A 25,547-nucleotide genomic window follows, 5' to 3' on the forward strand; every position below is an offset into this window, starting at 1 on the left:
CGGTTTTTCGAGGTGAATTGCATTTTTGTCATATCATCACTGCCGCCTGCACAGTTCAGGCGGCTTTTTTTTGGAGATTTATCATGCCAGTATTTAGTGTCACGGGCGACGTCGATCCTTTCCTCCACGTCAGCATGAAACAGGGCGAAACCATCTATTGCGAATCCGATGCGATGGTGATGATGGAAACGGCGCTGGACTTGAAAGGCAAGATGACGGGCGGCCTGGGCAGCGCCATCATGCGCCGCTTCGCCAACGGCGAATCGTTCTTCCAGCAGCACATCGAAGCGGTGCGCGGCAGCGGCGATTGCCTGCTCTCGCCCACCCTGCCGGGCGCCATCGAAGTGGTCGACGTGGGCGCGCGCCAGTACCTGCTCAACGACGGCGCCTTTGTCGCCGCCACCTCGGGCACGGAAATGAAGGTGCGCACGCAAAGCATCGGCAACGCATTGTTCGCCCAGTCGGGCGGCTTCTTCGTCATGGAGACGGCCGGCACGGGACAAGTGGTGGTGTCGGGCTTCGGCTCCATGTTCCAGCTCGACGTCGAGCCGGGCAAGGATGTCGTGATCGACAATTCCCACGTCGTGTGCTGGGACAATAGCCTGAAATACGAGATTTCCGTGACCACGGGCGGCGGTTCGGGCGGCGGCGGCATCGGCGGCTTCCTCGGCAATATCGTCAACAGCGTGACCAGCGGCGAAGGCATCGTGCTGCGCTTTTCCGGCTCGGGCAAGGTGTTCATCTGCTCGCGCAACCGCGACGCCTTCCTGAAGTGGACGGCCAGCGGCAAGGCCGGCTGATTCCCCCTCCTCTCTAAGGCCAGGTTAAGTCTGGCCGCTTAGAATCCCCGCGCGCGCACCTGCGCGCGGCTTCCCCCTATTTCCACCCGGTCCCCGTACATGCAAAGAGTCTGGTTCAACAAAACATTTTCCTCCGTCGGCACGGCCATGCGCCTGATCCGCGAGGCCGATATGGCCGCGACAAACGGTGCGCCCCGCTATCACCTCGTGTGCAGCAATACGAACGCGCACGCGGCCGCCTTCCTGGCGGCCCACGAATACGCGGTCGAACCGTCCGGCCTCACGGGTCTCGATTATGTCGCGTGGTGCCTGGAATTTTGCCGCGACCGGGGCATCACGATTTTCTGGCCCGGCAAGGAAGCAGGCCTGATCGGCAGCGCCAGCGCGCGCTTCGCCGCCATCGGCACGCGCGTGCTCAGCGTGGCCAGCGAAGAGACCTTGACCCTGATGCATGACAAGGCGCGCTTCTGCGACGGCCTCGACCTGCCCATGGCGCGCCCTGCCGACTACCGCGCCGTCACAAACATCGCCGAATACGACGCCGCCTGCGCCGAACTGCGCCCGCTGCATCGCAAGCTGTGCATCAAGCCGTCCGAATCCGTGTATGCCCTGGGCTTTGCCATTCTCGATGAAGAGCGCACCAGCGCCCAGCTGTTGCTGGCCGGCGCCGCCTACCAGATCAATGCGCAAGAGCTGCGCAACGGCCTGGCGCAGATGGCATCGTTCAAGACCCTGCTGCTGATGGAATACCTCGATGGCCACGAATACAGCGCCGACTGCGTCGCCGACCAGGGCAAGCTCATTTGCGCCGTGCCGCGCAAGAAGCTGCACGGGGGCGGCAGCGGCCAGCTGATCGAGCTGCGCGCCGACTTGCTGGCGGCCTGCGACAAACTGGCGCGCGACTACCGCCTGAATGGCGTCTTCAACATCCAGTTCCGCGAAGGCGCGAATGGCCTGGCCTTGTTGGAGATCAATCCGCGCATGTCGGGCGGCATCGGCATGGCGTGCGCGGCCGGTCCCAACCTGCCCTACCTGGCGCTGGCCGGTTTCGACCAGGGTTTCGACAAGCTCACCGTGCCCGCCATCCAGGAAGGCATGCGCGTGGGCGAAGCCGCCTACGCCGTGGAGCTGCCATGAACCTCGTCAAGCAGCAGATGCCCACGGGCGAACTGACCTTGAAAGTGGACGAGGCGCGCTTTCCGCTGGATTGGCTGATCGGCTTTGCCGCGCGCGCCAACGCCAAGCGGGGCTTTTTGTTCCTGTCCAAGGTGCTGGGCAAGCACTGGCCCGTCACGCCGCGCGCCATGGAAGCCATCCACGACGACCTGGCCGCGCAGATTCCCCCCAGCCTGCCCGGTCCCGTCGTCTTCATCGCCATGGCGGAAACGGCCGTCGGCCTGGGCCAGGGCGTATTCGAGGCGTGGCTGCGCGCGAACCCGAATGGCAAGGCCCTGTTCTTGCACAGCTCGCGCTACCGCGTGGGCAGCGTGCCCTTCTTCGAATTCGAGGAGTCGCACAGCCACGCGCCGCGCCAGTTCCTGCACCTGTCGGACGCGGCCAGCGCCCTGTTTTCCACGGCGCGCAGCCTGGTGCTGATCGACGATGAAGCGTCGACCGGCAACACCTTCGCCAACCTGGTGCAAGTGTGCCGCGCGCGCTATCCGCAGCTGGAAAAGCTGCACCTGGGCGTGATCACCAATTTCATGGGCCAGGCAGCCAACGCGGGCTTGAGTGAGCGTTTCGGCCTGCCCACCAGCATCGGCGCGGCGCTCTTCGGCCAGTACGCCTTCCAGGCCGGCGATGCGCCGGCACCCGTGGCGGCCAGCGCGCAGCGCTTCGAGGCGAATGCGGAACGGGGCGCCAGCCCCGCCTTCGGCCGCATCGGCGTGGGACGCGCCTTGAATCCGCCGCAAGGCCTGGCGGTACAGTTGGCGCAGGAAATCGGCGCCGGTGACTCCGTGCTGGTGCTGGGCACGGGCGAATTCATGCATCCGTCGTTCCTGCTGGCGCGCGAATTGGAAAGCCTGGGTAAGAACGTGGTGGTGCAATCGACCACGCGCTCCCCCATCCTGTCGTGGGGTTCCGTCGGCCACATCGTCCGCTGCGACGACAATTACGGCGAAGGCATCGCCAATTACCTGTACAACGTGGCTCCCGGCCAGTACCAGCACGTTTTCATCTGCCATGAAACCCCGGCCAGCCCGGCCCTCATGCAACTCGCCGGCCAGCTCAATGGCCGCCTGTTCCACTTTCAGTCAGAGACCAAAATTGAAGAAATTCCTGTTTGTTGATCTGGACGACACACTGTTCCAGACCCCGAAAAAATGCCCCGGCGAGACCGACCTGCAGCCAGCCGCCTACCTGAAAAATGGCGACGCCTGCTCGTTTACGACGGCGCGCCAGCGCGCCTTCTTTGACTTTGCGCAAAGCGGCATGACCCTGATTCCCGCCACGGCGAGAAATGGCGACGCCTTCCGCCGCGTCGACCTGCCGTTTACCAGCTACAGCGTGCTCGATTACGGCGGCATCGTGCTGCAGCCGGGCGGCGCGCTCGACGCGGGCTGGCTGTCCCTGATGCAGGACGACATGCAGACGGCCTTGCCGGGCCTGCGGGACGCCATGCGCATCATCGACGATTTCCAGGCCAAAACGGGCATGCCCTCGCGCGCGCGTCTGATCGAAGACTACAACACGCCGTTCTACATCGTCGTCAAGGACCATGAAGCGCGCGGCGAGCGCCTGGCCGACATCGAAGAGCAGGTGCTGCAGCAGTGGATCGCCACGGAAGGCAGCGATTACTTCATCCACCGCAACGGCAACAACCTGGCCGTGCTGCCAAAGACCCTGAACAAGGCGCGCGCCGTGGCTTACCTGCGCGCGGAACTGGAAGCCGAACACGGCCCCATCGTCAGCTTCGGCATGGGCGACAGCCGTTCGGACGCCCGCTTCATGGCCGCCTGCGACTACGCCATCATCCCCAACGGCACCCAGCTGGCGGCACTCACGGTGGCGGCGCTATGACCAGGCAGCATTTCAGCGGCAGCTACCGCCAGGAAGACGTGGAGTTCCTGCTCACGCCGATGGCGCTCGAACCCATCCTCGACCTGGCCGAAAAGGAGCGGCTGATCCAGTCGGGCCAACGCCATTACAGCGAAATGCTGTCGCCGGAATCCCTGCCCTCGCCCGCCTACCTGGCCCTGTTCCAGAGCGCGTTCGCGGCCAACCGCCTGCAGATGGCGCGCGACTGCCTGCGCCTGGCGGCCCTGATCGCGGCGCGCCGCACGGGGCCCGTCACGCTGGTGTCGCTGGCGCGCGCCGGCACGCCCGTGGGCGTCATCCTGGGCCATTTGCTGCGCCAGGTGTTCCAGCGCGAGTGCCAGCATTATTCCGTCTCCATCATCCGCGACCGCGGCATCGATGCGAACGCCTTGCAGCACATCCTGGCGCAGGGCCACAGTGACGCCTCCCTCGTCTTCGTCGATGGCTGGACGGGCAAGGGCGTGATTTCACGCGAACTGCGCCAGACGGTCAACGATTTCAACGCGGCGCATGGCACGGCCATCGACGGCGGCCTGTTCGTGCTGTCCGACCTGGCCGGCACGGCCGCCTGCGCCGCCTCGGCCAGCGACTACCTGATCCCGTCAAGCATTTTGAATGCCACCGTCTCGGGCCTCGTCAGCCGCTCCGTGTTGAATGATGCCATCGGTCCGGACGACTTCCACGGCTGCGTGTATTACGCGCAGTTCGAACAGCACGACCAGTCGCGCGCCTTCGCCGACGGCCTCGTGGCCGACGCCATGGCGATTGCCGCCAGCAGCGGCATCCCGCTGGCCGAAGCGAGCGATGCGCCAGCCATGGCGGCCCGCTCGCAAGCCTACATGGCCGCGGCGCAGCAAGAGTACGGCATCAGCGACATCAACCTGATCAAGCCAGGCATCGGCGAAGCGACCCGCGTGCTGCTGCGCCGCGTGCCCGAGCGCCTGATCGTGCGCGACACGAATGCGCCGGACGTGGCACATTTGCTGCTTCTGGCGCAGGAAAAAGCCATACCCGTCACAGTAGAACCGGCGCTGCCTTACCAGGCGGTCGCCCTTATCAGGAGCGCAGTCGATGGATAACAACTCCCTACACCCGCAAAGCGAACACAAGGCGGCGCTGGGCGCCTCCATGTATGTGCCGACCACGCACAAGGACTTGCTGGCGATCGCCAATGGCGACAAATTCAGCCATTTGCGTTCGGTCATACTTTGCACCGAAGACGCCATCGCGGAACGCGACCTCAGTTACGCGCTGTTCAATTTGTCGCTGGCGCTGCAAAACATGGGCGCCGAATCGGATACCTTGCGCTTCGTGCGCGTGCGTAATCTCGAAGTGCTGGCGCGCGTACTGTCCATGCCCGGCGCCGACAAATTGAGCGGCTTCGTGCTGCCCAAGTCCACGCGCCACAACTTCGCCGCCTACTTCGAGCTGGTGCGCCACACGCACCATTTGCTGATGCCGACCCTCGAAACGGCGGAAGTGTTCGACGACGAGGAAATGAAGCAGTTCCGCCTCCTCCTGTCCGCGCCGGAAGTACGCCGCCGCATCCTGGCCCTGCGCATCGGCGGCAATGATCTGCTGGCCCTGCTGGGCCTGCGCCGCCCCACCAGCGGCACCATCTATTCAACCCCGCTGGGACAGGTCATCGGCCGCCTCGTGACCATCTTCAAGCCGCACGGCTTCCAGCTGACGGCGCCCGTCTTCGAGCACCTGTCGCAAGGCAGCTGGCTGGACGCGGAAGTGGCGCAGGACATGGCGCACGGCATGATCGCCAAGACGGCCATCCACCCGGACCAGGTGCCGCAGATCGAACGCCACTACCAGGTGGCGCAGTCGGACATCGAACTGGCGCTGCGCATCATCGACCCGGACAGCCCGGCCGTGTTCCGCATGCAGGAATCGATGTGCGAAGTGGCCACGCACAGCAGCTGGGCGCAGCGCATCATCGAGCAGGCGCGCCTGTTCGGCATCCGCCACGCGGCCGACACGGCGCCGGCGCACGCACCGACTACCTCATTGACTCAACTCTCAAGCGACGAAGGGATTGCACGACCATGACCAATTTCACACGCGGACAAAAAGGCAAACTGGCTGACCTGGGCTTGAATGGCCCGTTTGCCGTCACGCTCGATATCGTATCGGGTTCGATGGAAGTGGACGTCAGCTGCTTCGGCGTCGATGCGGCCGGCAAGCTGTCGGACGACCGCTACATGGTGTTCTTCAACCAGAAAAGCGCGCCGGACAACGCCATCACGGTGGACTTGAACGGCCCCCGCTCCACCTTCCAGGTCGACCTTTCCCGCCTGCCCGCCTCCATCGACAAGCTGGTCTTCACGGCGGCGACGGAACAGGGCAGCATGCGCGCGCTGGGCAACTCCAGCATGGCGCTGGGCCAGGCAGCCACGTTTGCCTTCACGGGCAATGACTTCCAGGACGAAAAAGCCGTCATCATCGGCGAACTGTATCGCCGCGACGGCAGCTGGCGCTTCGGCGCCGTGGGCCAGGGTTTCGCGGGCGGCCTGGCGGCGCTGCTGAAGCACTTCGGCGGCAGCGAGGCGGCGCAATCGTCCCCGGCACCGGTCCCCGTGCCTGCGCCAGCGGCCCCGCCGGCGGCGAATAAAATCTCGCTGTCGAAGATCCGCCTGGAAAAGCGCGGCGACAAGATTTCGCTCGACAAGCGCGACAGCGGCGGCTATGGCCGCATCCGCGTCAACCTGAACTGGAACCAGAACGCGTCGCAAGGCCAGGCGCCCGCCTCGAAGCTGGACACGGGCTTCCTCGGCAAGCTGTTCAACAAGCCGGCCGGCCGTGCGGGCGGCATCGACCTCGACATCGGCTGCCTGTTCGAAATGAGCGGCGGCGCCAAGAGCGCCGTGCAGGCGCTGGGCAACAGCTGGGGCGCATATGACCGTCCGCCGTACATCCACCTGGAAGGCGACGACCGCACGGGCAGCGTCAGCAGCGGCGAAAACATCTTCATCAACGGCACCCATTTCGACCAGATCAAGCGCGTGCTCGTGTACGCGTTCATCTACGAAGGTGTGCCGAACTGGGCCGCCACGGATGGCGTCGTGACGATCGAGATTCCCGGCCAGCCAACCGTGGAAGTGCGCCTCGACAGCGACAGCCAGCACGCCATGTGCGCCATCGCCATGCTGGAAAACCACGGCGGCAACCTGCAGGTGACAAAATTGGTGGAATACTTCGGCGGCCAAGGTAAAATCACGGCGCACCAGGCGATGGACGAGCGCTACAACTTTGGTCTCAACTGGAAAGCCGGACGGAAAGATTAATTCTTTCTCCAATTAAACAATTCACCTCCCAACATGACCCCAACGACCAAAAAAGTCACCTTCGCCTTCGCCATCTTCCTCGTGGCCGGCTTCCTGCTGCTGGCAGCCTACACGTGGATGGCCCTCAGCTTCTCGTACTCGGAAGGCGAACGGGCGGGCTACCTGCAAAAGTTCTCCAAGCGGGGCTGGATCTGCAAGACATGGGAAGGTGAATTGCTGCTGACGGCGCTGCCGGGCACCATCCCGGAAAAATTCCAGTTCAGCGTGCGCGATGAAGAAGTGGCGAAGCAATTGACGGCAGCCGCCGGCAAGCGCATCCTCGTCACCTACAGCCAGCACAAAGGCGTGCCCACGCAATGCTTCGGCGAGACGGAATATTTTGCCGATAAAGTCGTATTGAGCCAGTAATAAGACAGCAATACGCCCGCAAGTCCAGCAATCCTGCGCCGGCCAGCCCTTCCAGGCCGGCGCCTCACACATTCTCACTTTCTTGTACACTTGTGACGAGTTCTGGCTGAACAGTTTACAAATGTAGTCAATGTGCAAGATTCTTGTGCCATCGCATGTGGCTCCGCCAGCCGATCGTTAGCGTGTATTCACCCGCCACTGGAAACGTCATGCGCATACCATTCATCGTACTAGCGCTGCTGGCCGCCTCGCACCCCCTGTCCGCCCGGGCACAGGACTTGTCCGGCATGGCCGGCGCCCTGAAAGTCAGCTCGACCAGTGAGCGCACCTTTGTGGCCGCCATCAGCTACACGCAGCCGGTGGGCAACTACAATGCCGTGAGCCTGTCCTACATCAATGAAGGCCATCCGCAAGACCATCACCGCGACGGCATGGCGGGCCAGGCCTGGCTGCGCACGAAAAAAGTGGAGCAAGGCCTGATGCTGGGCGCCGGCGTAGGCCGCTACTTCTTCTTCGACACGGCCAGGACCGACGACGGCCTGCATAACTTCGACAATGACCACGGCTGGGGCTCCATCGTCAGCCTGCAGGCGCGCTGGCAATTCGACAACCGCTGGTATGCGCAAGCGCAGCTCAACCGCATCAAGCCCGACGGCAAGGACAACACCACGCACCTGCTGATCGGCGCCGGCTACCGCTATGACGGCGTGCCCGGCGCCAAGCTGCACTTGCAGAACTGGACGCACGACGACACCTTGACCCTATCGACAGGCCACACCATCGTCAACAGCCTGCGCTCCGAGTCCTCGCGCCCCTTCACCCTGGAATACCGGCGCGCGGCGGGAAAATACGTGGACTGGACCGTCACCGCCCTCGATGAAGGCAACACCGACCTGGCGCACCGGCGCGGCGCGGCCGCCCAGCTGTGGCTGATCCGCTCGCTCAATGAAAAGGTGGAATTCGGCATGGGCGGCGGCCCGTACGTGGCCTGGGACGGGCGCGACAGCCAGGGCCACGGCACGCGCCTGACAGGCTTGCTGTCGGCCGTGGCCCGCTACCACGTCGACCGCCGCTGGGTGGCGCAAGTGGCGTGGAACCGGGTCATCACCGATTATCACCGCGATGCGGATGTGCTGCTGGTGGGGGTGGGACGGAAGTTTTGAGCGAGATGCAGACGTAACCCAAACCTGGGACTGGGGTCGGTCGCAGCGCGATTGGAACGCAGTCCATTGGACTGCGTTTCCCCGTTAAGGTCCGACCCCGGGTGTTATCGGGTTTTCAGGCCTTCAACGTGAGCGCCAGACGGCGCCTGCGGATTCATTCGGCTGCGTCAGGCGCTCGATCACTTCGCGCGTCAAACTGGCCGAGCTGACTTGTTCGGCTTTCGCGCGGGCGGCGCTCAAGGAGCTGGAAAACGCGCTTTGCGGCTGCTCAAGGCTGGCGCGCAGGGCGGCCAGTTCGCGCTCCTGCTGCTGCGCGCGCGCCGTTTCCATCTCCAGCAATTGCTGCTTGGCCTCGGCCATCGCGCGCGTCGTGTCGGCGGCCTTGCGCTGCAGGGCGGCGTGGGCCTGGGCGCTGGCCAGCAAGGCTTGCTGCGCGGCAAGCTTCTCGCTGGCGGCCTGCTGCGCGGCCAGTTCCAGCTGCTCGCGCTGACGCATGGCGTCCAGCGCCTGCTGTTCCAATACGGCGCGCGCGTCGGCTGCCGCCGTCGCCTGCTTTTCCGCTTCCAGACGGCCGGCAATCGCTTGCGAGGCGCGCTCTTCGGCGCCGCTGGTCTGGCGCTGCTGCACCAGTTTTTGCGCAATCAGCGCCAGCGACTCGCGTTCGGCCGCGACGAAATCGCGCTCGGACGCCAGCAGCGCTTCGGCGGCTTGCGCCTTGTCTTCTTCCACGCGGGCGCGCTCGCTGTGCACCTGCCCCAGTTCCACGGCCAGGCGCGCCTGCGCCTGCACGGCTTGCGCGGCGGCGGCTTTCTGCTCGCCTTCGACCAGCGCCTGATCCATCAGGATGCGGATCGCGTCGGCTTCCTTCTGCGCCGCTTCCTGCAAGGCCAGTTCGGCCGCATGCTGGCCGCGCAGCAGTTCCGCCTGCGCGCCTTCGGCAGCGATGCGTTCCTGCGCCGCGTTGCACGCCAGCGCTTCCGCTTCCAGTTTCTCTTTCAAGGCGGCGATGGCAGCTTGTTCGGCGGCCAGGCGTTCCTGTTCCGCCTGCAGCAGCTGCTCGGCCTGCAAGGCTTTTTCCTGCGCCAGTTGCGCTGCCTGTTCCTGCGCGGCTAAAGTTGCTTTCCCGGCATCGACCTCGGCCTGCTCGGCGTCGTTCTGGCTGGCCGCCAGTTCCGCCGCCTGGCGCGCCAGTTCGGCTCGTTCATGCGCCAGGCTGGCGGCGCGCTGCTGCTCTTCCAGTTCGCGGGCCGCCGCGACGGCAGCTGCCTGCTCGGCCGCTTCGCGTGCCTTGGTCTGTTCCAGTGCGGCCGTTTCCGCCTCCAGCTTGGCATGGCCGGCGATTTCCGCATCCTGTTCGGCGGTGACGCGGGCCAGCGCCACGGCGCGCAGCTGGCGGTCCACCTCGATGCGCGCCTCGGTGGCGGCCAGGATGCGCACGTCGGCATCGCGGCGCGCCTGCGCGCTGGCCACGGCGACCATTTCCAGGCGCTCGCGGTGGATGGCCGCGTCGCGCAATTCCTTTTCCGTCTGCAGGCGCAAACGCAGGGATTGCGCCGCATGGCGTTCCGATTCCGCCTGCGCCAGGGCGATGGCTTCGCGTTCCTGCTCCAGATGCGCCAGCGCGCGCGCTTCTTCCAGGGCGCGCACTTCGGCGGCGGCGCGGTTGAAGGCCGATTCCAGCGCGATCTGGTCGGCGCGCTCGCGCTGCACCGTCAAGTCCAGCGCTTCGCTTTCCGCCTCGGCCAGCATCTGCGCCGTCTGGCGCGCGCCGTGCGCATGGCGTTCGCGCTCGCGGGCCAGCACGGCGACTCTGGCGTCGGCCGAGGCGATGCCCACCATTTCTTCCTTGGCCGCCTGCACGGCGGCGACGCGCTCGACGGCCTGCAGGCGCGCCTGCTCCGTCTGCACTTGCAATTCCTCGGCGGCGCGGGCGGCCTGTTCGGCCAGTTCCGACTGCACGGCCACTTGCTCGCTAGCGCGCAAGCGGCTTTCCTGTTCGGCGCGCGCACGCTGTTCGGCGGCCAGGCGGATTTCATTGTCCGATTCCACGCGGGCGCGCAGTTCCGCCGTTTCCTGCTTGACGGCTTCCAGGCGGGCCACGCTGGCTTGCGCGGCGGCGCGCATGGTATCGAGACGTTCGCGGTTGGCGGCAATCGCCTCTTCGGCGGCCTGCGCATTTTGCTGCGCGGCGGCGGCAGCGGCGGCGTCGATGGCGGCGCGGTCCTCGGCCAGCGAGCGCACGCGCGCCTCGGCCAGCGCGCGGCTTTCGGCGGCGCAGGTGGCCTTCGCTTCCGCTTCCACGCGGGCAATCGCCTCGTGGATGGCTTTCAATTCCATTTTCTGGCGTTCCGCGGCCGGCGCCTTGGCGTCGGCTTCCGCTGCCGGTTCGGCTTGCGGTTCGGGCATCGCGGCGACGGGAGCCTCAGGAACAGGTGCTGGCGCAGGTACGTCAGCCTTGCGCTCCAGGTCCTTGAAATCATGCAGCGAGACCATGCTGTCCTGGTCGAACTCGTCGTCTGCGGAATACGCGACGGTGAGGGAGGCGGCCTGGCGCTGATTTTGCTGTGCTTGCATGATTTCTCGCTTATTCGGGTGAATTCCGTTGCTTATGGGAATTTATTACCACCATTATCGAACAGGCATGCACAAATCAGCGCCGCAAGAAGAGGGGCGTTTACCGCCCTTTTCCCGCGTTTAGGTCAAACAGGCCACAATGGCGCTTCATCCATCAAGGCCACCTGTTCGCGCAACTCGAGGATGCGGTCCTGCCAGTAGCGCTGCGTGTTAAACCACGGGAAGGCGACGGGGAAGGCGGGATCGTCCCAACGGCGCGCCAGCCAGGCGGAATAATGGATCAGGCGCAGGGTGCGCAGCGCTTCGACCAGGTACAGCTGGCGCGGGTCGAAATCGCAAAAATCCTCGTAACCGGCCAGGATGTCGCTCATCTGGCGCAGCATATCGCCCCGCTCGCCCGACAGCATCATCCACAGGTCCTGGATGGCCGGGCCCATGCGGCTGTCGTCGAAATCGACGAAATGGGGGCCCGCATCCGTCCACAGAACGTTGCCGCCATGACAATCGCCATGCGTGCGCAGCACGGCCACATCGCCCGCGCGGTCATAGCAGCGCTTGACGCCGTCGAGCGCCTGCTGCGCCACGCTGGAATACGCAGCCAGCAGTTCGGGCGGCAAGAAATTACCTTCCAGCAAGAATTCGCGCGGCTCGACGCCGAACGTCTGGTGGTCGAGCGCCGGCCGCTCCTTGTAGGTGGACAGCGCGCCGACGGCGTGGATGCGGCCGATGAAGCGCCCTATCCATTCCAGGGTCGCCGGGTCGCCCAGCTCGGGCGCGCGGCCGCCGTGGCGGGGGAAGACGGCAAAGCGGAAGCCCTGATACTGGTGCAGGGTGCTGCCGTTGATTTCCAGCGCCGACACCACCTGGATTTCGCGCTCGACCAGTTCGGACACGAACGCGTGTTCTTCCAGGATGGCCGTATCGCTCCAGCGCGCGGGGCGGTAGAACTTGGCCACCAGGGGCGCGCTGTCTTCGATGCCCACCTGGTAGACGCGGTTTTCATAGCTGTTCAGGGCCAGCAGACGGCCATCGCCGCGCAGCCCCACGCTGTCGAGGGCGTCGAGCACGCAATCGGGGCTCAGGGCGGAAAAAGGATGGACGGGCCGGTCGTCCTCGTGCGGCTGGTTTTCATTGTGCATAAGCGACATTGTAAGGCGCGCGCGGGCCGCCGGTGCAAACACTTCGGTGATGAAGCGCCGCAAGGCGTATACTGGCGGCTTACATTCAATACAAAGAGCAAGCCATGCAACTCGAACAGCCATTATCAGAAAAAGAATTCGACGAATTAGACCAATTCCTGTTGTCGGAGCGCTGCTCCGAAGACGCGATGACCATGGATATGCTGCACGGCTATCTGACGGCCGTCGCCATCGGCCCGGAACCGATCATGCCGGCCGAATGGTTGCCGCGCGTGTGGGGCGAGGATGCCGAAGATGCGCCGAAATTCAAGAACAGCAAGGAAGAAGAGCGCATCGTCAACCTGATCATGCGCTTCATGAACGAAGTGCTGGTGACGTTTGAAGTGGCGCCGAAGGAGTTCGAAGCCCTGTTCGTCGAACACGACTACGAAGGCCAGACCCTGATCGACGCCGAAGCCTGGTGCTGGGGCTTCTGGGACGGCATGGAACTGCGTCCTGGCTCGTGGAACGAAATCTGGGATTCCGAAGTGGCCGAGCTGATGCAGCCTATCTACCTGCTGGGCGCCGACGAAATCAAGGAAGAAGAGCTGAAACTGGTGGAAGACCCGGTCAAGGCGCACAAGCTGGCGCAGGAACTGGAAGCGAACCTGCCGGCCATCCACCGTTTCTGGGTCCCGCGCCGCAAGGCTCCCGTGCAAACCATGAAGCGCGAAGAGCCGAAAGTGGGCCGCAACGACGACTGCCCTTGCGGCAGCGGCAAGAAGTTCAAGAAATGCTGCGGCGCCGAGCCGGCAGCCGAGTAATCCCGCAGCAGCATCCCCTGATGCGCCGGCGTCCTGCCGGCGCATCGCTGGCATTGGCCCCCGGGCTATAATCGCCGCATGAAACTCCCCGACCTGAACCTGCTCGTCGCCCTCGATATCCTGCTCGAGGAAGGCAGCGCCGTGGCCGCGGCGCGGCGCATGAATTTGAGCGCACCGGCCATGAGCCGCACCCTGGCGCGCATCCGCGACGCCATCGGCGACCCTGTCTTCGTGCGCTCCGGGCGCGGCCTGGCGCCCACCCCGCGCGCGCTGGAATTGCGCGAACAGGTGCGCGGCGTGGTGGAGCAGGCGCACGCCATCTTCACATCCGGCCGCGAAGTGAACTTGCGCACGCTGGAACGCACCTTCAGCCTGTGCGCCAACGACGTGTTTGTCGGCGCCTACGGCGGCAAGCTGCGCGACCTGCTGGCCAGCCATGCGCCGCACACAGTGCTGCGCTTCGTGCCCGAAGGCGACGGCGCCACGGAAAACGACGCCCTGCACGCGGGCCGCGTCGACCTGTACATCAGCGCGCGGCGCGCCTTTGCGCCCGACATCAAGCTGCAGCAGCTGTTTACCACCGGCTTTGTCGGCATCGCCCGCAGCGACCACCCGATCTTCGACGGCCCCGTCAACCTGGACAGCTTTACCGAGTACGAACATATCAGCGTCTCGCGGCGCGGCCTGGCGCGCGGCCCCTTCGACACGGCCCTGGCCGAGCGGGGCTACATGCGCCGGGTGTCGCTGATCAGCCCCAACTTCCAGTCCGCCATCTTCGCCGTGGCCGATTCGCGCCTGCTGCTGCCGCTGATGCCCACGCCCCTGCTGGCCATCGTCGAGCGCCTGGGCTTGAGGCTGCGCACCTTCCAGCTGCCCATCCCCGTCGACAGCGTGGAAGTCTTCCAGGCCTGGCACCCGCGCCTCGACCACGACCATGCGCACCGCTGGCTGCGCCGCATGATCAAGGAGCTGTGCGGCAGCGCGCTCCCTTTCACCTGAATCATTGCGCCAGACGCAATTCAGACTTCATTAATTATCAATTTTCACAAGATTAACGGCTACCTATACTGCGTGGACTGATTCTCATCCACGGAGTTCCCTGTGTCCGCTGTACTGCTACCCGGCGCCGTCCCGACGGCGCCGCCTCCCCCTTCACCGCCCGCGCCCCCCGTTTTTGGCCTGCGCCTGGCCACGGGCCTGGCCGGCGTGCTGCTGGCCGTACTGGTGTCCGGCCTGAATGAAAACATCACCAAGGTCGCGCTGGCCGACATCCGCGGCGCCATGGGCATCGCGCGCGACGACGCCAGCTGGCTCGTCGCCCTGTATGCGGCCGCTTCGGTATCGGCCATGGCGTTCGCGCCGTGGTGCTCCGTCACCTTTTCGCTGCGGCGCCTGACGGCCGCCGCCATCCTCGTCTGCATGGCCGCCGGCGTGCTCTGTCCCTTCGCGCCGAACCTCTCCGTGCTGATCGCCCTGCGCGTGGTGCAGGGCGCGGCCGGCGGCGCCCTGCCGCCCATGCTGATGACGGTGGCGCTGCGCTTCCTGCCGCCGAACATCAAGCTGTATGGCCTGGGCGGCTATGCGCTGAGCGCCACCTTCGGTCCCAGCCTGGGCACGCCGCTGGCCGCCTTCTGGACGGAATACCTGGGCTGGCAATGGGCGTTCTGGCAAATCGTCCCGGGCAGCATCGTCGCCCTGCTGATGGTGTCCTGGGGCTTGCCGCAAGACCCGCTGCGCCTGGAACGCTTGCGCCAGTTCGACTGGCGCGGCTTGCTGCTGGGCTTACCCGCCATCAGCATGCTGGTGGTGGGATTGCTGCAGGGCGAGCGCCTGGCGTGGTTCGCCTCGCCGCTGATCTGCGTGCTGCTGGGCGGCGGCCTGTTGCTGCTCGTCTTGTTCTTCATCAACGAATGGTCGCATCCGCTGCCGTTCTTCAAGCTGCAGCTGCTGTCGCGGCGCAACCTCAGCCACGCCCTGCTGACCCTGGGTGGCGTGCTGTTCGTGCTGCTGGCCGTGATCCTGATTCCCTCGTCCTACCTGGCGCAGGTGCACGCCTACCGCCCGCTGCAAACGGCGCCCGTGATGCTGATGGTGGCGCTGCCGCAATTGATCGCCTTGCCGCTGGTGGCCGCCCTGTGCAATATCCGCGCCGTCGACTGCCGCTGGGTGCTGGCCATCGGCCTGGCCCTGCTGGCCCTGTCCTGCGTGCTCGGCGCGCGCATGTCGCCGGACTGGATCCGCACGCATTTCTACCTGCTGCAAGCGGTGCAGATCTTTGCGCAACCGATGGCCGTGATTCCCTTGCTGCTGCTGGCCACCACGGGCCTGGCGCCGCAGGACGGCCCTTTCGCCTCCGCCTGGTTCAACACCATCAAGGGCATGTCGGCCGTCGTCGCCACCGGCGTGCTCGATGCGCTGATCACGCGCCGCAACCACTTTCATTCGACGGTGCTCAGCGAACGCCTGGGCAACCTGCCGACCGGCGTGGACGTGGCGGGCCTGGGTGCGCGCATGCATGCGCAAGTCGTCACCCTGACCTCGTCCGACCTGTACCTCACCGTGGCCGCCATCGCGCTGGCCATGATCCTGATCATTCCCATCCTGCCGACGCGCGTCTATCCGCCGCGCGCAGCCTGATTTCCATTTTTACGAAAGAGCTTCACCATGCAAACACCCATACTGCGCTCACGCGCATTTCTTCTCGGCCTGGCCTTGCTGGCCTGCGCCCTCGCCTTTTGCGCCTGGCAACTGCTGTTCGCCCGTGGCGACGAACAAGCCACCGACGACGCCTTTGTCAGCGCCGACTACACCGTGCTTTCCCCCAAGGTGGGCGGCATCGTGCGGGAAGTGCTGGTGGAAGACAACCAGACTGTCAAGGCAGGTCAGCTGCTGGCCCGCATCGACGACCGCGACTACCAGGCCGCCGCCGCCTCGGCCCGTGCCGAGGTAGCCGGCGCCGAAGCGCAACTGGCGAATGCCCGCGCCACCTTGCAGCGCCAGCAATCGGTGATCGAGCAAGCCACGACCCTGGTCGACGCCAACCAGGCGGAAGACAAACTGGCGCAGCAGGAGCTGGCCCGCTCGCAGCACCTGGCAGGCCAGGGCGCAGGCAGCGTGCAGAATGCCCAGCAGGCGCAATCGCGCTTCGACGTGAGCCGCGCGCGCCTGGCGCAAAACCGCGCCGCCCTCGTCTCCACCCGCAAGCAGACGGACATTCTGCAGGCGCAGCAAGGCGCGGCCGAAGCGGCCCTGCTGCGCACCCGCGCCAGCCTGCAACGGGCCGAACTTGATCTGTCGCATACGCAGCTGCGCGCGCCCATCGACGGCATCGTCGGACGCCGCGCCGTGCGTGTCGGCGCTCTGGTGGCTCCTGGCGCCAGCCTGATGGCCGTGGTGCCATTGAACCGCAGCTTCGTCGTCGCCAACCTGCAGGAAACCCAGCTGACCCACGTGCGCCAGGGCCAGCGCGCCAGCATCGCCGTCGATGCCTATCCGGGCATGCTCCTGCGCGGCACGGTGCACAGCATCGCGCCCGCCACGGGCGTCACGTTCGCCGCCATCGCGCCGGAAAACGCCACCGGCAACTTCACCAAGGTGGTGCAGCGCATTCCCGTCAGGATCGCGCTCGATCCCGGCCAGGATGGCGACGCCCGCCTGCGCGTGGGCATGTCGGCCGAAGTGCGCATCGATACGGCCATGCGCCGTCCACAGCTGCAACAGGTGAGCGCGCGATGAAAGCACTGATACTCTTCACGGCCCTGGGCCTGGCCGGCTGCGGCAGCGTCGGCAGCGACTTCCAGCGCCCGCACCATGAGCTGGGACAGCAATGGCGCCAGGCGGAAGATGCCCGTTTCGCCGCCAGCCAGGATGCCGCCATCGAGCAGCGCTGGTGGGACAGCTTTGGCGACGCCACCCTGTCTTCCCTGCTGCAGCGCGCCGCCGGCGCCAACCTCGACGTGCTGGCGGCAGGCAGACGCCTGGAACAGAGCCGCGCCGCGCGCGGCGTGGCCGGCGCCGCGCAAGGCCCGTCCCTGGGCGCGAATGGCAGCTATGGCCGCGCGCGCAACAGCGAACAAGGCTTGAGCGACCCGTCGCGCCACAACGGCCAGTCCGCCTACAGCCTGTGGCAAGGCAATCTCGATGCGGCCTGGGAGCTGGACTTGTGGGGCCGCGTGCGGCGCGAAGTGGAAGCTGCCGACGCCAGGGTCGACGTGGCCGTGGAAACGCAGCGCGGCGTGCTGCTGGCCGTGCTGGCCGAGACGGCGCGCGACTACATCGAGTTGCGCGGCGCGCAGCAGACCTTGGCCATCACGCAGCAACTGCTCGATATCGCCCGCCATACCTTGGACCTGACGCGCATCCGCCTGCGCGAAGGCGCGGCGACGCAACTCGACGAGGCCGAGGCGGCGGCCCACGTGGCCACCATCGAAGCGCGCCTGCCCCCATTGCAGCAGCGCGAAGCGCGCCTGGGCAATGCCCTCGCCCTCTTGCTGGCGCTGCCGCCGCAAGCCTTGCAGGCGGAACTGGCAGCGGGCAAGGACATTCCGGACGTGGCCCTGCAAGTGCAGCTGGGCGTGCCGAGCAGCCTGGCCGAGCGGCGTCCCGACATCCGCCGCGCCGAGGCGCAGCTGCACGCGGCCACGGCCAGCATCGGCGTCGCGCAAGGCGACTTTTATCCGCGCATCACCTTGTCGGGCAGCGTCGGCCTGCAGGCGATGCAGCTATCCGACATCGGCTGGGACGCCAAGCGCTTTGCCTTCGGCCCAGGTTTCAGCGTGCCCCTGTTCGATGGCGGCCGCCTGCGCGGCAATCTGCAATTGCGCGAAGCGCAGCAGCAGGAAGCGGCCATCGCCTACCGCCAGACGGTGCTGGCCGCCTGGCACGAGGTGGAAGACGCGCTCTCGGGCTACCAGGCCAACGCCCGCCGCCAGGCCAGCCTCGATGAAGCCGTCAAACAGGGGCGCCGGGCGCTGGGCAGCGCGGAACTGCAGTACCGCCAGGGCGGCACGGACCTCATCAACGTGCTGCATGTGCAAAACACGCTGTTGAACAACGAAGCGGCGCTGGTCGACAGCCGCGCCACCGCTTCGCTGTCGCTGGTCCAGGTCTACAAGGCGCTGGGCGGCGGCTGGCAAGCCTTTTCAACCCCATCGCAAGGAAGCACGCCATGAAACCGAATCCCGCACATTTCTCCATCCACGACGTCAGCGACTTTCCCGTCGTGCGCTTTCGCCCTGAAACGGCCGTCACCGGCTATGCCCCGCTGTGGGAAAACGACATGGACGCCCTGCTGCGCCATGGCGTACCGTTCGTCATGCTGTTCGAAGAGGAACGCGGCGATGAAGCGCACATCGACCGCAAGCGGCGCGGCCTGTGGCTCAAGCACAACAAGGCAGCGCTGGCCGCCCTTTGCCGGGGCCTCGTGTCGGTCGAGGCGGACGCGCAACAGCGCGCGCGCCTGCAGGCGATGGCGGCCGGCGCCATGAAGGCCTTCGGCATCCTGCAGGAGGTGGTGGCCACGCGCGAACAGGCCGATGCGCTGATGGTGTGGCTGCTGGGCAGCGGCCAGATGGCGCGGCCGCGCACGGCGGACGTGTGGTGAGTGAGTAAGTGAGTAAGTCGCTCAGGCGGCCCTGCGCACGGCGCTTCTGGCAGGGATGACGCACACGTCGCCATCGCTGCTGGTCGCCGTCGTCAGGGCGATGCCGTACAGCGCCGCCAGGGCCGGCACGGCGCCGGCATCGCTGGCGATGTCGGCGACCAGCTGCCCCGAACGCACCAGCAGCAGGCGCTCGAAGCCCAGCAAGGCGTGGTTGATGTCGTGCAGGATGGCGACGACGGCGTGACCGCGCGCGGCGCAAAACTGCTGCAGGCTGTCGAGCAAATCGAACTGCAGGCCGGGATCGAGCGCCGCCAGCGGTTCGTCGACGAGTATCAAGCCATCGTGTACATCCCACATCTGCGCAAAGATGCGCGCCAGCTGCACCCGCGCCTGTTCGCCGCCGGACAGGGTGTCCAGGCGGCGGCCCAGCAAATGCGCGGCGTGCGCCAGGGTAGCCGCGTCCTGCACAATCTGTTCCAATTGCGGGTCGACCAGGCGCGCCACCCGCCCCAGGCCGATCACCAGCTCGCACTGCAGTCCGAACGCCACGTTCGAGCCTTGCGGCAGGACGGCGCGGCGCCGCGCCAGTTCGGCCAGCGGCCACTGCGCCAGCGGCCGGCCCGCGAACGCCACCTGGCCCGCCTGCGGAGGCAGTTCGCGCGCCATCAGTTTGAGCAGGGTCGACTTGCCCGCGCCGCTGGGGCCGAGGATGGCGATGCGCTCGCCCGGCGCTACCTGCAGATTGAAGGGGCCGAAATACTGCTGGCCCAGTTGCGTGGTGGCGAAGGAGAGTTCCAGCAGGGGCGTCATGCGCATCCTTTCAGGCGGTGCCGTGGCGGAAGCGCCGCAACAGCATCAGGAAAAATGGCCCGCCCAGCAAGGCCGTGAAAATGCCGACGGGGACTTCCGCCGGAATGGCCACCGTGCGCGCCAGAGTGTCGGCCAACAGCAGCAGCAAGCCGCCCATCAGCATCGCCAGCGGCAGTACCTTGCGCTGGTCCGCCCCCAGCCAGGTGCGCACCAGGTGCGGCGCGATCAGGCCGATGAAGCCGATGCCGCCGCACCAGGCGACGGCAAAACCCGTCAGCACGGCCACCAGCACGATCACCTGCGTGCGCAGCCGGCCCACGTCGATGCCCACGTGCAGGGCCTGCGCCTCGCCCAGCGCCAGCGCGTTCAATGAGCGCATCAGGAAGCGCGTGGCCCACAGCGCGCCGGCCAGCACCACCAGCAAGGCCGCCACCTGACGCCAACTGCCAGCCGACAGCGAGCCCAATGTCCAGAAAGTCAGGGTGCGCAACTGGTCGTCGCTGGCCAGGTAGATGCACAGGCCCATGACGGCCACCGTGATGGCGTTCAGCGCCACGCCCGTCAGCAGCAGGCCGACGATGGAGCCGGGCGTGGCCCAGCGGGCGACCCGGTCGAGCAGCACGCAAATGAGCATGGCGCCCGCAAACGCGGCGGCCGGCAGCAGCCATACGCGCAGCTCGGGCGCCACGTGCAGGCTGGCGGCAAAGACGATGGTGGCCGCGCCCGCGCAGGCGGCGCCGCTGCTCACGCCAAGCAGGCCAGGATCGGCCAGCGGATTGCGGAACAGCCCTTGCGTCAAGCCGCCAGCCAGCGCCAGCGCGGCGCCGATCAGGATGGCAAACAGGGCGCGCGGCAGGCGGATATGCCACAGCACATACGCGCCGCCGGACAGCGCCTCGTCGCCAGCCTGCAAGGGCGTGAGCCAGTCGGCCAGCGCCACCGGCACAGCGCCCGCCTGCACGGCGATGAGCAAGCCGCACGCCAGGGCGGCAGCCAGCAGCCCGCCAGCGCCCCAGCGCGGCCAGCGCCAGGGCGTGACGGACACCAGGGAGGCCACGTTCATGCGGCCATGGCTTTGGCAAACGCTGCATCGAGTTCGGCCAGCGCCTGCGGCATGCGCGGGCCAAAGCCCAGCAGCAGCATGGCTTCCAGCGAGACGATGCGGTGCTTGCGCCCGGCCGGCGTCTGCGCCAGCCCTGGCAGTTTCAAGATGCCGTCCACGCCGCCCGAGGCCTTCAAGCCCTGGTCCGTGACGAGCACCAGGTCCGGCCGCGCGGCGATCACGGCTTCCGGCGTGAGCGGCTTGTAGCCGGCAAATCCGCCCTGCCCGCCCATCACGTTGACGGCACCCGCATACGCCAGCATGGCGTCGGCGCCCGTCTCGCGCCCGCCCACCATCACCTGGTTCGGCGCATGGGCGAGGATGAACAGCACGCGCACCGGGGCATGACTGCGCTGGCACACCTTGCCCAGGGCGCCGTCCCACTGCTGTTGCAAGGCTTGCGCCAGGCGCGCGGCGGGGTCGGCGCGTCCCGTGATCTGGCCCACCTGTTTTACCCGTTCGAGCAAGCCTTCGAATCTGTTATTCGCATTCAGTACCGCCACCGGCACGCCCGCATCGCGCACCTGGCGCAGCACCGTTTGCGGCCCCGCCTCCTCGGTGGCGATCAGCTGCGTGGGCGCCAGCGACAGCACGCCCTCGGCCGACAAGGTGCGCGCATAACCGACCTGCGGCAGCTGCTGCGCCACGGCCGGATACAGCGAGGTGGTATCGACGCCCACCAGTTCGCCCTGCGCCTCGAGCGCGTAGACGATTTCCGTCAGGGCGCCGCCCACGCTGACGATGCGCCGCGCCTTGACAAGCGGCTTGCCCGCGTCGGCCACGGCGGCCAGCACCTGCATCGGCGCGGCCAGGGCCAACGCTCCCGCCCCCATTTTTTTCAGCGCGATGCGGCGCGCCACGCTGGCGGCGATCATGCGGCGCATAGTTCGCCCTCCTGCAGCACGCGCTCGACGACGTTGCGCCATTCGCACAGTTCATGCACGCCCGGCTTGCGTTCGCCGAAGAACATGACGATGGTGTCGCCCTTGGCGTCGAACAGTTCCACCGACGTCACCAGGCCGTCGACCGTGGGTTTTTTCACCACCCAGGCGCTGGCGATATGGTCTTCGCGCAAATGCAGGTTGAAGCGCTGGTCCAGGACATTGATCCACGGCCCCATCACGGCGATCTTGTGCACAGGCCCCGAATGGATCTGGATCATGCCGGCATTGCCGACGAAGGCCATGATGGCGACTTTTTCGAGGGCGGCGCTGTTGAGCAGGTCGAGCACGCAGGATTTGTCGAGCTGCTGCACGAAGCGCGCCTCGGCCAGGCGCAGGCCTTGCAGGCGCGAGACCGAATATTTTTTCAGCAAGGTGAAAAATTCATGCGTGTCGCGCAAATCGGCCCAGGCGGCGCGAAAGCCGGCCGCGTCGATCTGCGCGTCGGGCAGTTCGGCCGGCGGCGCAGCCGGCGCCGTCACGGCGATGCCGGCCGCCTGGTCCGCGTCGGCAAAATGCGCGACCAGCGCGTCATAGGCGGCCAGGTCGCTTTGCGGCTTCATGAAAATCTTGTGCACGGCGTGGCCGGCAGCATCGAAAAATTGCAGGCTGCGCTGCACTTCCTTCGCGCCCCCTTTTTCGTTCACCTCGCGCACGGCAAAGCCATGCGCCCACTGGCGGTAAAACACGCGCAAGTCGATGTCGCCACCGAGCACCAGGCCCACGTGGTTGTTGTGACTGGCTTTTCGATAGACACCCGTCTTTTCATGCACGCACGAAGCGTTGCGCGTCAGCGCCATGACTTCGCCCAGCGGTTCCAGCGCGGCGATGATGGCGGGCCAGTCGGCCTGCAGGCGCTCGGCGACCAGCAAGGCGCCATCGGCCGGCGACAAGCCGGCATGCGCGGCGATCAACTCGCCTTCGGAAATGGCCAGTTCCTCGGCGATGTCGCGGTGGCGGGCTTTCTTCTCGCGGCGCAGGCGGGCAAATTCGCTGGCGACCAGCTCGGTGTTGCAAATAGGGGGCATGCTCGTCACGGTGTCTCCTTTCAAGGCGAACACTGGCTGGCATGGGCTGGCTGGTGGTGGGGGAATCTTGAAGTTAATTATAAATGAGAATCATTCGCAATCAAGGCTTATTTATGTGAAAAAAATTACGCGCAAAAAAAAGCGCCGCAACAGGAAACCCGTCGCAGCGCAAAGGAGACCGATCGATACGACTGATCAGTGTTGAGAAAATGTCAGCGTTGAACTCAGGCGCTGGCCTGTACCGCCGGCATGGATGCCGGTTTCGCCGTCGGGCGCTGCGCCAGCAATACCACGGCGGCCAGGACCATGGCGCCGCCCAGCAATTGCGTGCCGCTGACGGATTCCTTCAGCAGGGTCACGCCGAACGCCATCGTGATGACGGGCTCGAACGTGGAAATGATGGATGCCTTGGCCGCGCCGATTTGTGCCACGCCGGCAAAGAAGGCGGCAATCGCGATGGCCGTCGAGAACAGAGCGATGGCGCTGACGGCCAGCCAGCCCGTCGCCGTGCCCGGCAAGGACACGCCTTGCCACAAGGCAATCGAGCTGTTCGACAGACCTGCCGTGCCCAGGATCACCACGCAAGCGGCCAATGGGTGAATATTCTCGCGGCTTTTCGACAGGCTGTTGCCAAACAGAATGTACACGGCGTACACGCCGGCGGCCATCAAGGCCAGGGCGATGCCGATGGGCTGGCCCTGCAGCTTGCCGCCCAGGGTGATGGCCATGCCGGCAATCGCCAGCGCCATCAGCACCAGCATGCGGCGGTCCAGCTTTTCCCAGCCCAGCGCCAGCGCCAGGATCGTCACCAGCACGGGATACACATACAGCAACATGCCGCACAAGCCGCTGCTGGCATACATGAGGGCATTGAAATAGCCTTGCGACTGGGCCGTGTACATCAAGCCCATCAGCATGTAACCGGCCAGCAGGCGGCCGCGCGGCAAGCGCCAGCCACCCAGCCACACGAGCGGCAGCAACAGCATGGCGGCGATAACGAAACGCAAGGCCAGCATGGTCGACGGGTTGACCCCGGACGCATACGCCGCCTTGGCAAACACTGCGGAACTGCCGAAACCGGCGGCCGACAGCAACACCAGCGCAACAGCGCGGCGATCAGACATGACTAAACCTCTTTGAGTACGCCAGGGCAAACCTGCTGCGCGTCGCGCTTTGCGGCCTGCGATGCTCACCGTACTGAAGTACGGTTGCGCTTCTCAGCCACAAATCACTGCCGCTCGCGACGGTTTTCCCAGGCGTTGTAAATATTAATGCCAAGCAAGGCTGGAAGGTGATGCGTGCGTGAAATACATGCGTGAATCCTATTGCGGGTCACTTCACGCATAGACGGCATCATATTCGCTTGCGCAAAATGAAACAAACCAATATTCTTCACGGATAGGCCGAATATTACTGAGGCTCAATTCACTTGAAGAGTGCCATGTCACGTCCCTTGCCCCCGCTCGCCGCCCTGCACGCCTTCGAGGCGGCTGCCCGCCATGAAGGCTTCCAGCGCGCAGGCGAAGAATTGCACGTCTCGGCCGGCGCCATCGGCCACCACGTAAAACAGCTGGAAGCGTGGCTGGGCATCGTGCTGTTCCAACGCATGCCGCGCGGCGTGGTGCTCACCAGCGCCGGGCAGCGCTATGCGGCTTCGCTGGGGCCGATACTCAACCAGTTGGCCGACGTCTCCGAGCAGGCGCGGCGCCAGGGCGACGACAAGGTGGTGACGGTGACGGCCACCAGTTCGCTCGTCTCGCGCTGGCTGATGCCGCGCCTGGGCCGCCTGCGCGACCGCTATCCGCAGATCGAGCTGCGCGTGCTGGCCTCGATGCACCCGGTCGACCTGGCGCGCGATGGCGTGGACGTGGCCATCCGCCTGGGACCGGGCCGCTATCCGGGCCTGAAAGTCGATTTATTGATGGAAGAATGGTTTTCCGCCGTCTGCAGCCCCGATTTCCGCGCCAACGCGGCCAGCCTGCGCCAGCCCGCCGACCTGCTGCGCTACCCGCTGCTGCACGACGAACCGGAAGTGCACCTGCCCGGCGAAATCGACTGGACGCGCTGGCTGCACAGCTGCGGCGTGCATTACAGCGGCAATAGCGGCAACAGCGGCGCGCGCTTTTCGCACACGTATCTATGCCTGGACGCGGCCGCCAGCGGCCAGGGCGTGGCCATCGCCGCCAGCCCCCTGATCGGCGACGATTTGCGCTCGGGCCGCCTGGTGCGCGTGTTCGAGCACGCCGTGCGCGGCCCCCACTGCTATTACCTGCTGCGCTCGCCCCAGGCGGAAACGCGGCCCCTCGTGCACGCCTTCTGCGAATGGCTGATCGCCGAGGCGCGCGCCGACCAGGAAACCGTCTGGCCCACCGTGGAGACAGCATGACGAGCAGGGAACTGGCGCGCAGCGCCCGATTTATTGTCCAGCATGAATATGAACACGCCAAGGTGACGGCGGCCGATGGCCGGCAAGCCAGCCTGGGCGAGTTCTATGGCGACCCGGCCGTGGCCTTGATCGACATCAATGAGCAATGGTGCGCCGTAGCGGGCGAAGGATTGGTGCTGTGCCGGCTGGAGCAGCCGTTCGGCCAGTGCGCGGCCTATTTCCGCGAACCTGGCAAGACAGTGTGGATCACGGGCTTGCGGCAAACGGGACCGTTTGCGCTGCAGTGGCAAGGCGAGGATGGCGCTTGGTCCACCTTTGACTTGGATACGATGTAACAGATCCTTCGCGACGCCTCGCAAAACCGTAGCGAGCGGAAGGGAGAGGTGGCTGAGAAGCGCAACCGTACTCAAGTACGGTGAGCATCGCAGGCCGCCTATACCGACGCGCAGTAGGTTTTGC

The 25,547-nt window shown here is 66.0% G+C and carries 24 protein-coding genes; 17 read left to right on the plus strand and 7 right to left on the minus strand.

The window, feature by feature from the left end; translation table 11 throughout:
- Nucleotides 1–83 precede the first annotated feature (83 nt).
- From VPH40_RS21715 to VPH40_RS21755, 9 genes are all read left to right on the plus strand, one after another.
- Nucleotides 84–800, plus strand: coding sequence for a TIGR00266 family protein (locus tag VPH40_RS21715; RefSeq protein ID WP_070224704.1), 717 nt, complete (start codon nucleotides 84–86; stop codon nucleotides 798–800).
- A 99-nt stretch (nucleotides 801–899) separates the two neighbouring features.
- A complete protein-coding gene (locus VPH40_RS21720) occupies nucleotides 900–1,937 on the plus strand; it encodes an ATP-grasp domain-containing protein (RefSeq protein ID WP_305061233.1) in 1,038 nt (345 codons plus the stop codon).
- Nucleotides 1,934–3,091, plus strand: coding sequence for a phosphoribosyltransferase domain-containing protein (locus VPH40_RS21725; RefSeq protein ID WP_328574468.1), 1,158 nt, complete (start codon nucleotides 1,934–1,936; stop codon nucleotides 3,089–3,091). The genes VPH40_RS21720 and VPH40_RS21725 overlap by 4 nt, the downstream gene beginning before the upstream one ends.
- A complete protein-coding gene (locus VPH40_RS21730; protein ID WP_099664997.1) occupies nucleotides 3,069–3,821 on the plus strand; it encodes an HAD family hydrolase in 753 nt (250 codons plus the stop codon). The genes VPH40_RS21725 and VPH40_RS21730 overlap by 23 nt, the downstream gene beginning before the upstream one ends.
- Nucleotides 3,818–4,918: a cysteine protease StiP family protein gene (locus VPH40_RS21735; protein ID WP_328574469.1), complete on the plus strand. Its 1,101-nt coding sequence runs from the start codon at nucleotides 3,818–3,820 to the stop codon at nucleotides 4,916–4,918. The genes VPH40_RS21730 and VPH40_RS21735 overlap by 4 nt, the downstream gene beginning before the upstream one ends.
- Nucleotides 4,911–5,897, plus strand: coding sequence for an HpcH/HpaI aldolase/citrate lyase family protein (locus tag VPH40_RS21740; protein WP_289899329.1), 987 nt, complete (start codon nucleotides 4,911–4,913; stop codon nucleotides 5,895–5,897). The genes VPH40_RS21735 and VPH40_RS21740 overlap by 8 nt, the downstream gene beginning before the upstream one ends.
- Complete coding sequence (locus tag VPH40_RS21745) at nucleotides 5,894–7,132, plus strand: TerD family protein (protein WP_099665000.1); 1,239 nt, start codon at nucleotides 5,894–5,896, stop codon at nucleotides 7,130–7,132. The genes VPH40_RS21740 and VPH40_RS21745 overlap by 4 nt, the downstream gene beginning before the upstream one ends.
- Before the next feature lie 33 nt (nucleotides 7,133–7,165).
- Nucleotides 7,166–7,540 (plus strand): hypothetical protein, encoded by a 375-nt coding sequence (locus tag VPH40_RS21750; protein ID WP_046682297.1) that lies wholly within the window; start codon nucleotides 7,166–7,168, stop codon nucleotides 7,538–7,540.
- Nucleotides 7,541–7,749: 209 nt separating this feature from the next.
- Nucleotides 7,750–8,703, plus strand: coding sequence for a hypothetical protein (locus VPH40_RS21755; RefSeq protein ID WP_328574470.1), 954 nt, complete (start codon nucleotides 7,750–7,752; stop codon nucleotides 8,701–8,703).
- 123 nt (nucleotides 8,704–8,826) lie between these two features.
- Here VPH40_RS21755 and VPH40_RS21760 read toward each other — a convergent pair whose 3' ends face one another.
- Both VPH40_RS21760 and VPH40_RS21765 read right to left on the minus strand, forming a co-directional pair.
- Nucleotides 8,827–11,277, minus strand: a complete 2,451-nt coding sequence (locus VPH40_RS21760) for a hypothetical protein (protein WP_328574471.1) — start codon at nucleotides 11,275–11,277, stop codon at nucleotides 8,827–8,829.
- 125 nt (nucleotides 11,278–11,402) lie between these two features.
- Nucleotides 11,403–12,416, minus strand: a complete 1,014-nt coding sequence (locus VPH40_RS21765) for a serine/threonine protein kinase (RefSeq protein WP_328574472.1) — start codon at nucleotides 12,414–12,416, stop codon at nucleotides 11,403–11,405.
- A 104-nt stretch (nucleotides 12,417–12,520) separates the two neighbouring features.
- On the opposite strand from VPH40_RS21765, the gene VPH40_RS21770 reads away from it, so the two are divergent.
- The 6 genes from VPH40_RS21770 to VPH40_RS21795 all read left to right on the plus strand — a co-directional run bounded on the left by VPH40_RS21770 (nucleotide 12,521) and on the right by VPH40_RS21795 (nucleotide 18,821).
- Nucleotides 12,521–13,219, plus strand: coding sequence for a UPF0149 family protein (locus tag VPH40_RS21770; RefSeq protein WP_034785080.1), 699 nt, complete (start codon nucleotides 12,521–12,523; stop codon nucleotides 13,217–13,219).
- 78 nt (nucleotides 13,220–13,297) lie between these two features.
- The gene (locus VPH40_RS21775) at nucleotides 13,298–14,218 is read left to right on the plus strand and encodes a LysR family transcriptional regulator (protein ID WP_328574473.1); all 921 of its coding nucleotides are present in this window, start codon (nucleotides 13,298–13,300) and stop codon (nucleotides 14,216–14,218) included.
- Between the two features lie 102 nt (nucleotides 14,219–14,320).
- On the plus strand, nucleotides 14,321–15,856 hold the full coding sequence (locus tag VPH40_RS21780; RefSeq protein WP_328574474.1) for an MFS transporter: 1,536 nt from the start codon (nucleotides 14,321–14,323) through the stop codon (nucleotides 15,854–15,856).
- A 27-nt stretch (nucleotides 15,857–15,883) separates the two neighbouring features.
- Nucleotides 15,884–16,954: an HlyD family secretion protein gene (locus tag VPH40_RS21785; protein ID WP_328574475.1), complete on the plus strand. Its 1,071-nt coding sequence runs from the start codon at nucleotides 15,884–15,886 to the stop codon at nucleotides 16,952–16,954.
- The gene (locus VPH40_RS21790; RefSeq protein ID WP_328574476.1) at nucleotides 16,951–18,390 is read left to right on the plus strand and encodes an efflux transporter outer membrane subunit; all 1,440 of its coding nucleotides are present in this window, start codon (nucleotides 16,951–16,953) and stop codon (nucleotides 18,388–18,390) included. The genes VPH40_RS21785 and VPH40_RS21790 overlap by 4 nt, the downstream gene beginning before the upstream one ends.
- On the plus strand, nucleotides 18,387–18,821 hold the full coding sequence (locus VPH40_RS21795; protein WP_180278603.1) for a hypothetical protein: 435 nt from the start codon (nucleotides 18,387–18,389) through the stop codon (nucleotides 18,819–18,821). Before VPH40_RS21790 ends, VPH40_RS21795 begins: the two co-directional genes overlap by 4 nt.
- Nucleotides 18,822–18,842: 21 nt before the next feature.
- Here VPH40_RS21795 and VPH40_RS21800 read toward each other — a convergent pair whose 3' ends face one another.
- The 5 genes from VPH40_RS21800 to VPH40_RS21820 form a co-directional block, all read right to left on the minus strand.
- Complete coding sequence (locus VPH40_RS21800; RefSeq protein WP_328574477.1) at nucleotides 18,843–19,631, minus strand: ATP-binding cassette domain-containing protein; 789 nt, start codon at nucleotides 19,629–19,631, stop codon at nucleotides 18,843–18,845.
- 10 nt (nucleotides 19,632–19,641) lie between these two features.
- Nucleotides 19,642–20,694, minus strand: a complete 1,053-nt coding sequence (locus tag VPH40_RS21805; protein ID WP_289912206.1) for a FecCD family ABC transporter permease — start codon at nucleotides 20,692–20,694, stop codon at nucleotides 19,642–19,644.
- Nucleotides 20,691–21,617, minus strand: coding sequence for a heme/hemin ABC transporter substrate-binding protein (locus VPH40_RS21810; RefSeq protein WP_328574478.1), 927 nt, complete (start codon nucleotides 21,615–21,617; stop codon nucleotides 20,691–20,693). The genes VPH40_RS21805 and VPH40_RS21810 overlap by 4 nt, the downstream gene beginning before the upstream one ends.
- Entirely contained in the window at nucleotides 21,605–22,702 is a 1,098-nt protein-coding gene (locus VPH40_RS21815) for a hemin-degrading factor (RefSeq protein ID WP_328574496.1), read from the minus strand. Before VPH40_RS21815 ends, VPH40_RS21810 begins: the two co-directional genes overlap by 13 nt.
- Before the next feature lie 224 nt (nucleotides 22,703–22,926).
- The gene (locus VPH40_RS21820; protein ID WP_289907394.1) at nucleotides 22,927–23,826 is read right to left on the minus strand and encodes a DMT family transporter; all 900 of its coding nucleotides are present in this window, start codon (nucleotides 23,824–23,826) and stop codon (nucleotides 22,927–22,929) included.
- 317 nt (nucleotides 23,827–24,143) lie between these two features.
- Here VPH40_RS21820 and gcvA point away from each other — a divergent pair, with 317 nt between their 5' ends.
- Together gcvA and VPH40_RS21830 are read left to right on the plus strand one after the other, a co-directional pair.
- Entirely contained in the window at nucleotides 24,144–25,088 is a 945-nt protein-coding gene (gcvA, locus tag VPH40_RS21825; RefSeq protein WP_099665012.1) for a transcriptional regulator GcvA, read from the plus strand.
- Nucleotides 25,085–25,423 (plus strand): hypothetical protein, encoded by a 339-nt coding sequence (locus VPH40_RS21830; RefSeq protein ID WP_328574479.1) that lies wholly within the window; start codon nucleotides 25,085–25,087, stop codon nucleotides 25,421–25,423. Before gcvA ends, VPH40_RS21830 begins: the two co-directional genes overlap by 4 nt.
- The last annotated feature ends 124 nt before the right edge of the window (nucleotides 25,424–25,547 follow it).

Source organism: Janthinobacterium sp. P210005 (assembly GCF_036231865.1).
Classification (GTDB): Bacteria; Pseudomonadota; Gammaproteobacteria; order Burkholderiales; family Burkholderiaceae_D; genus Janthinobacterium; species Janthinobacterium kumbetense.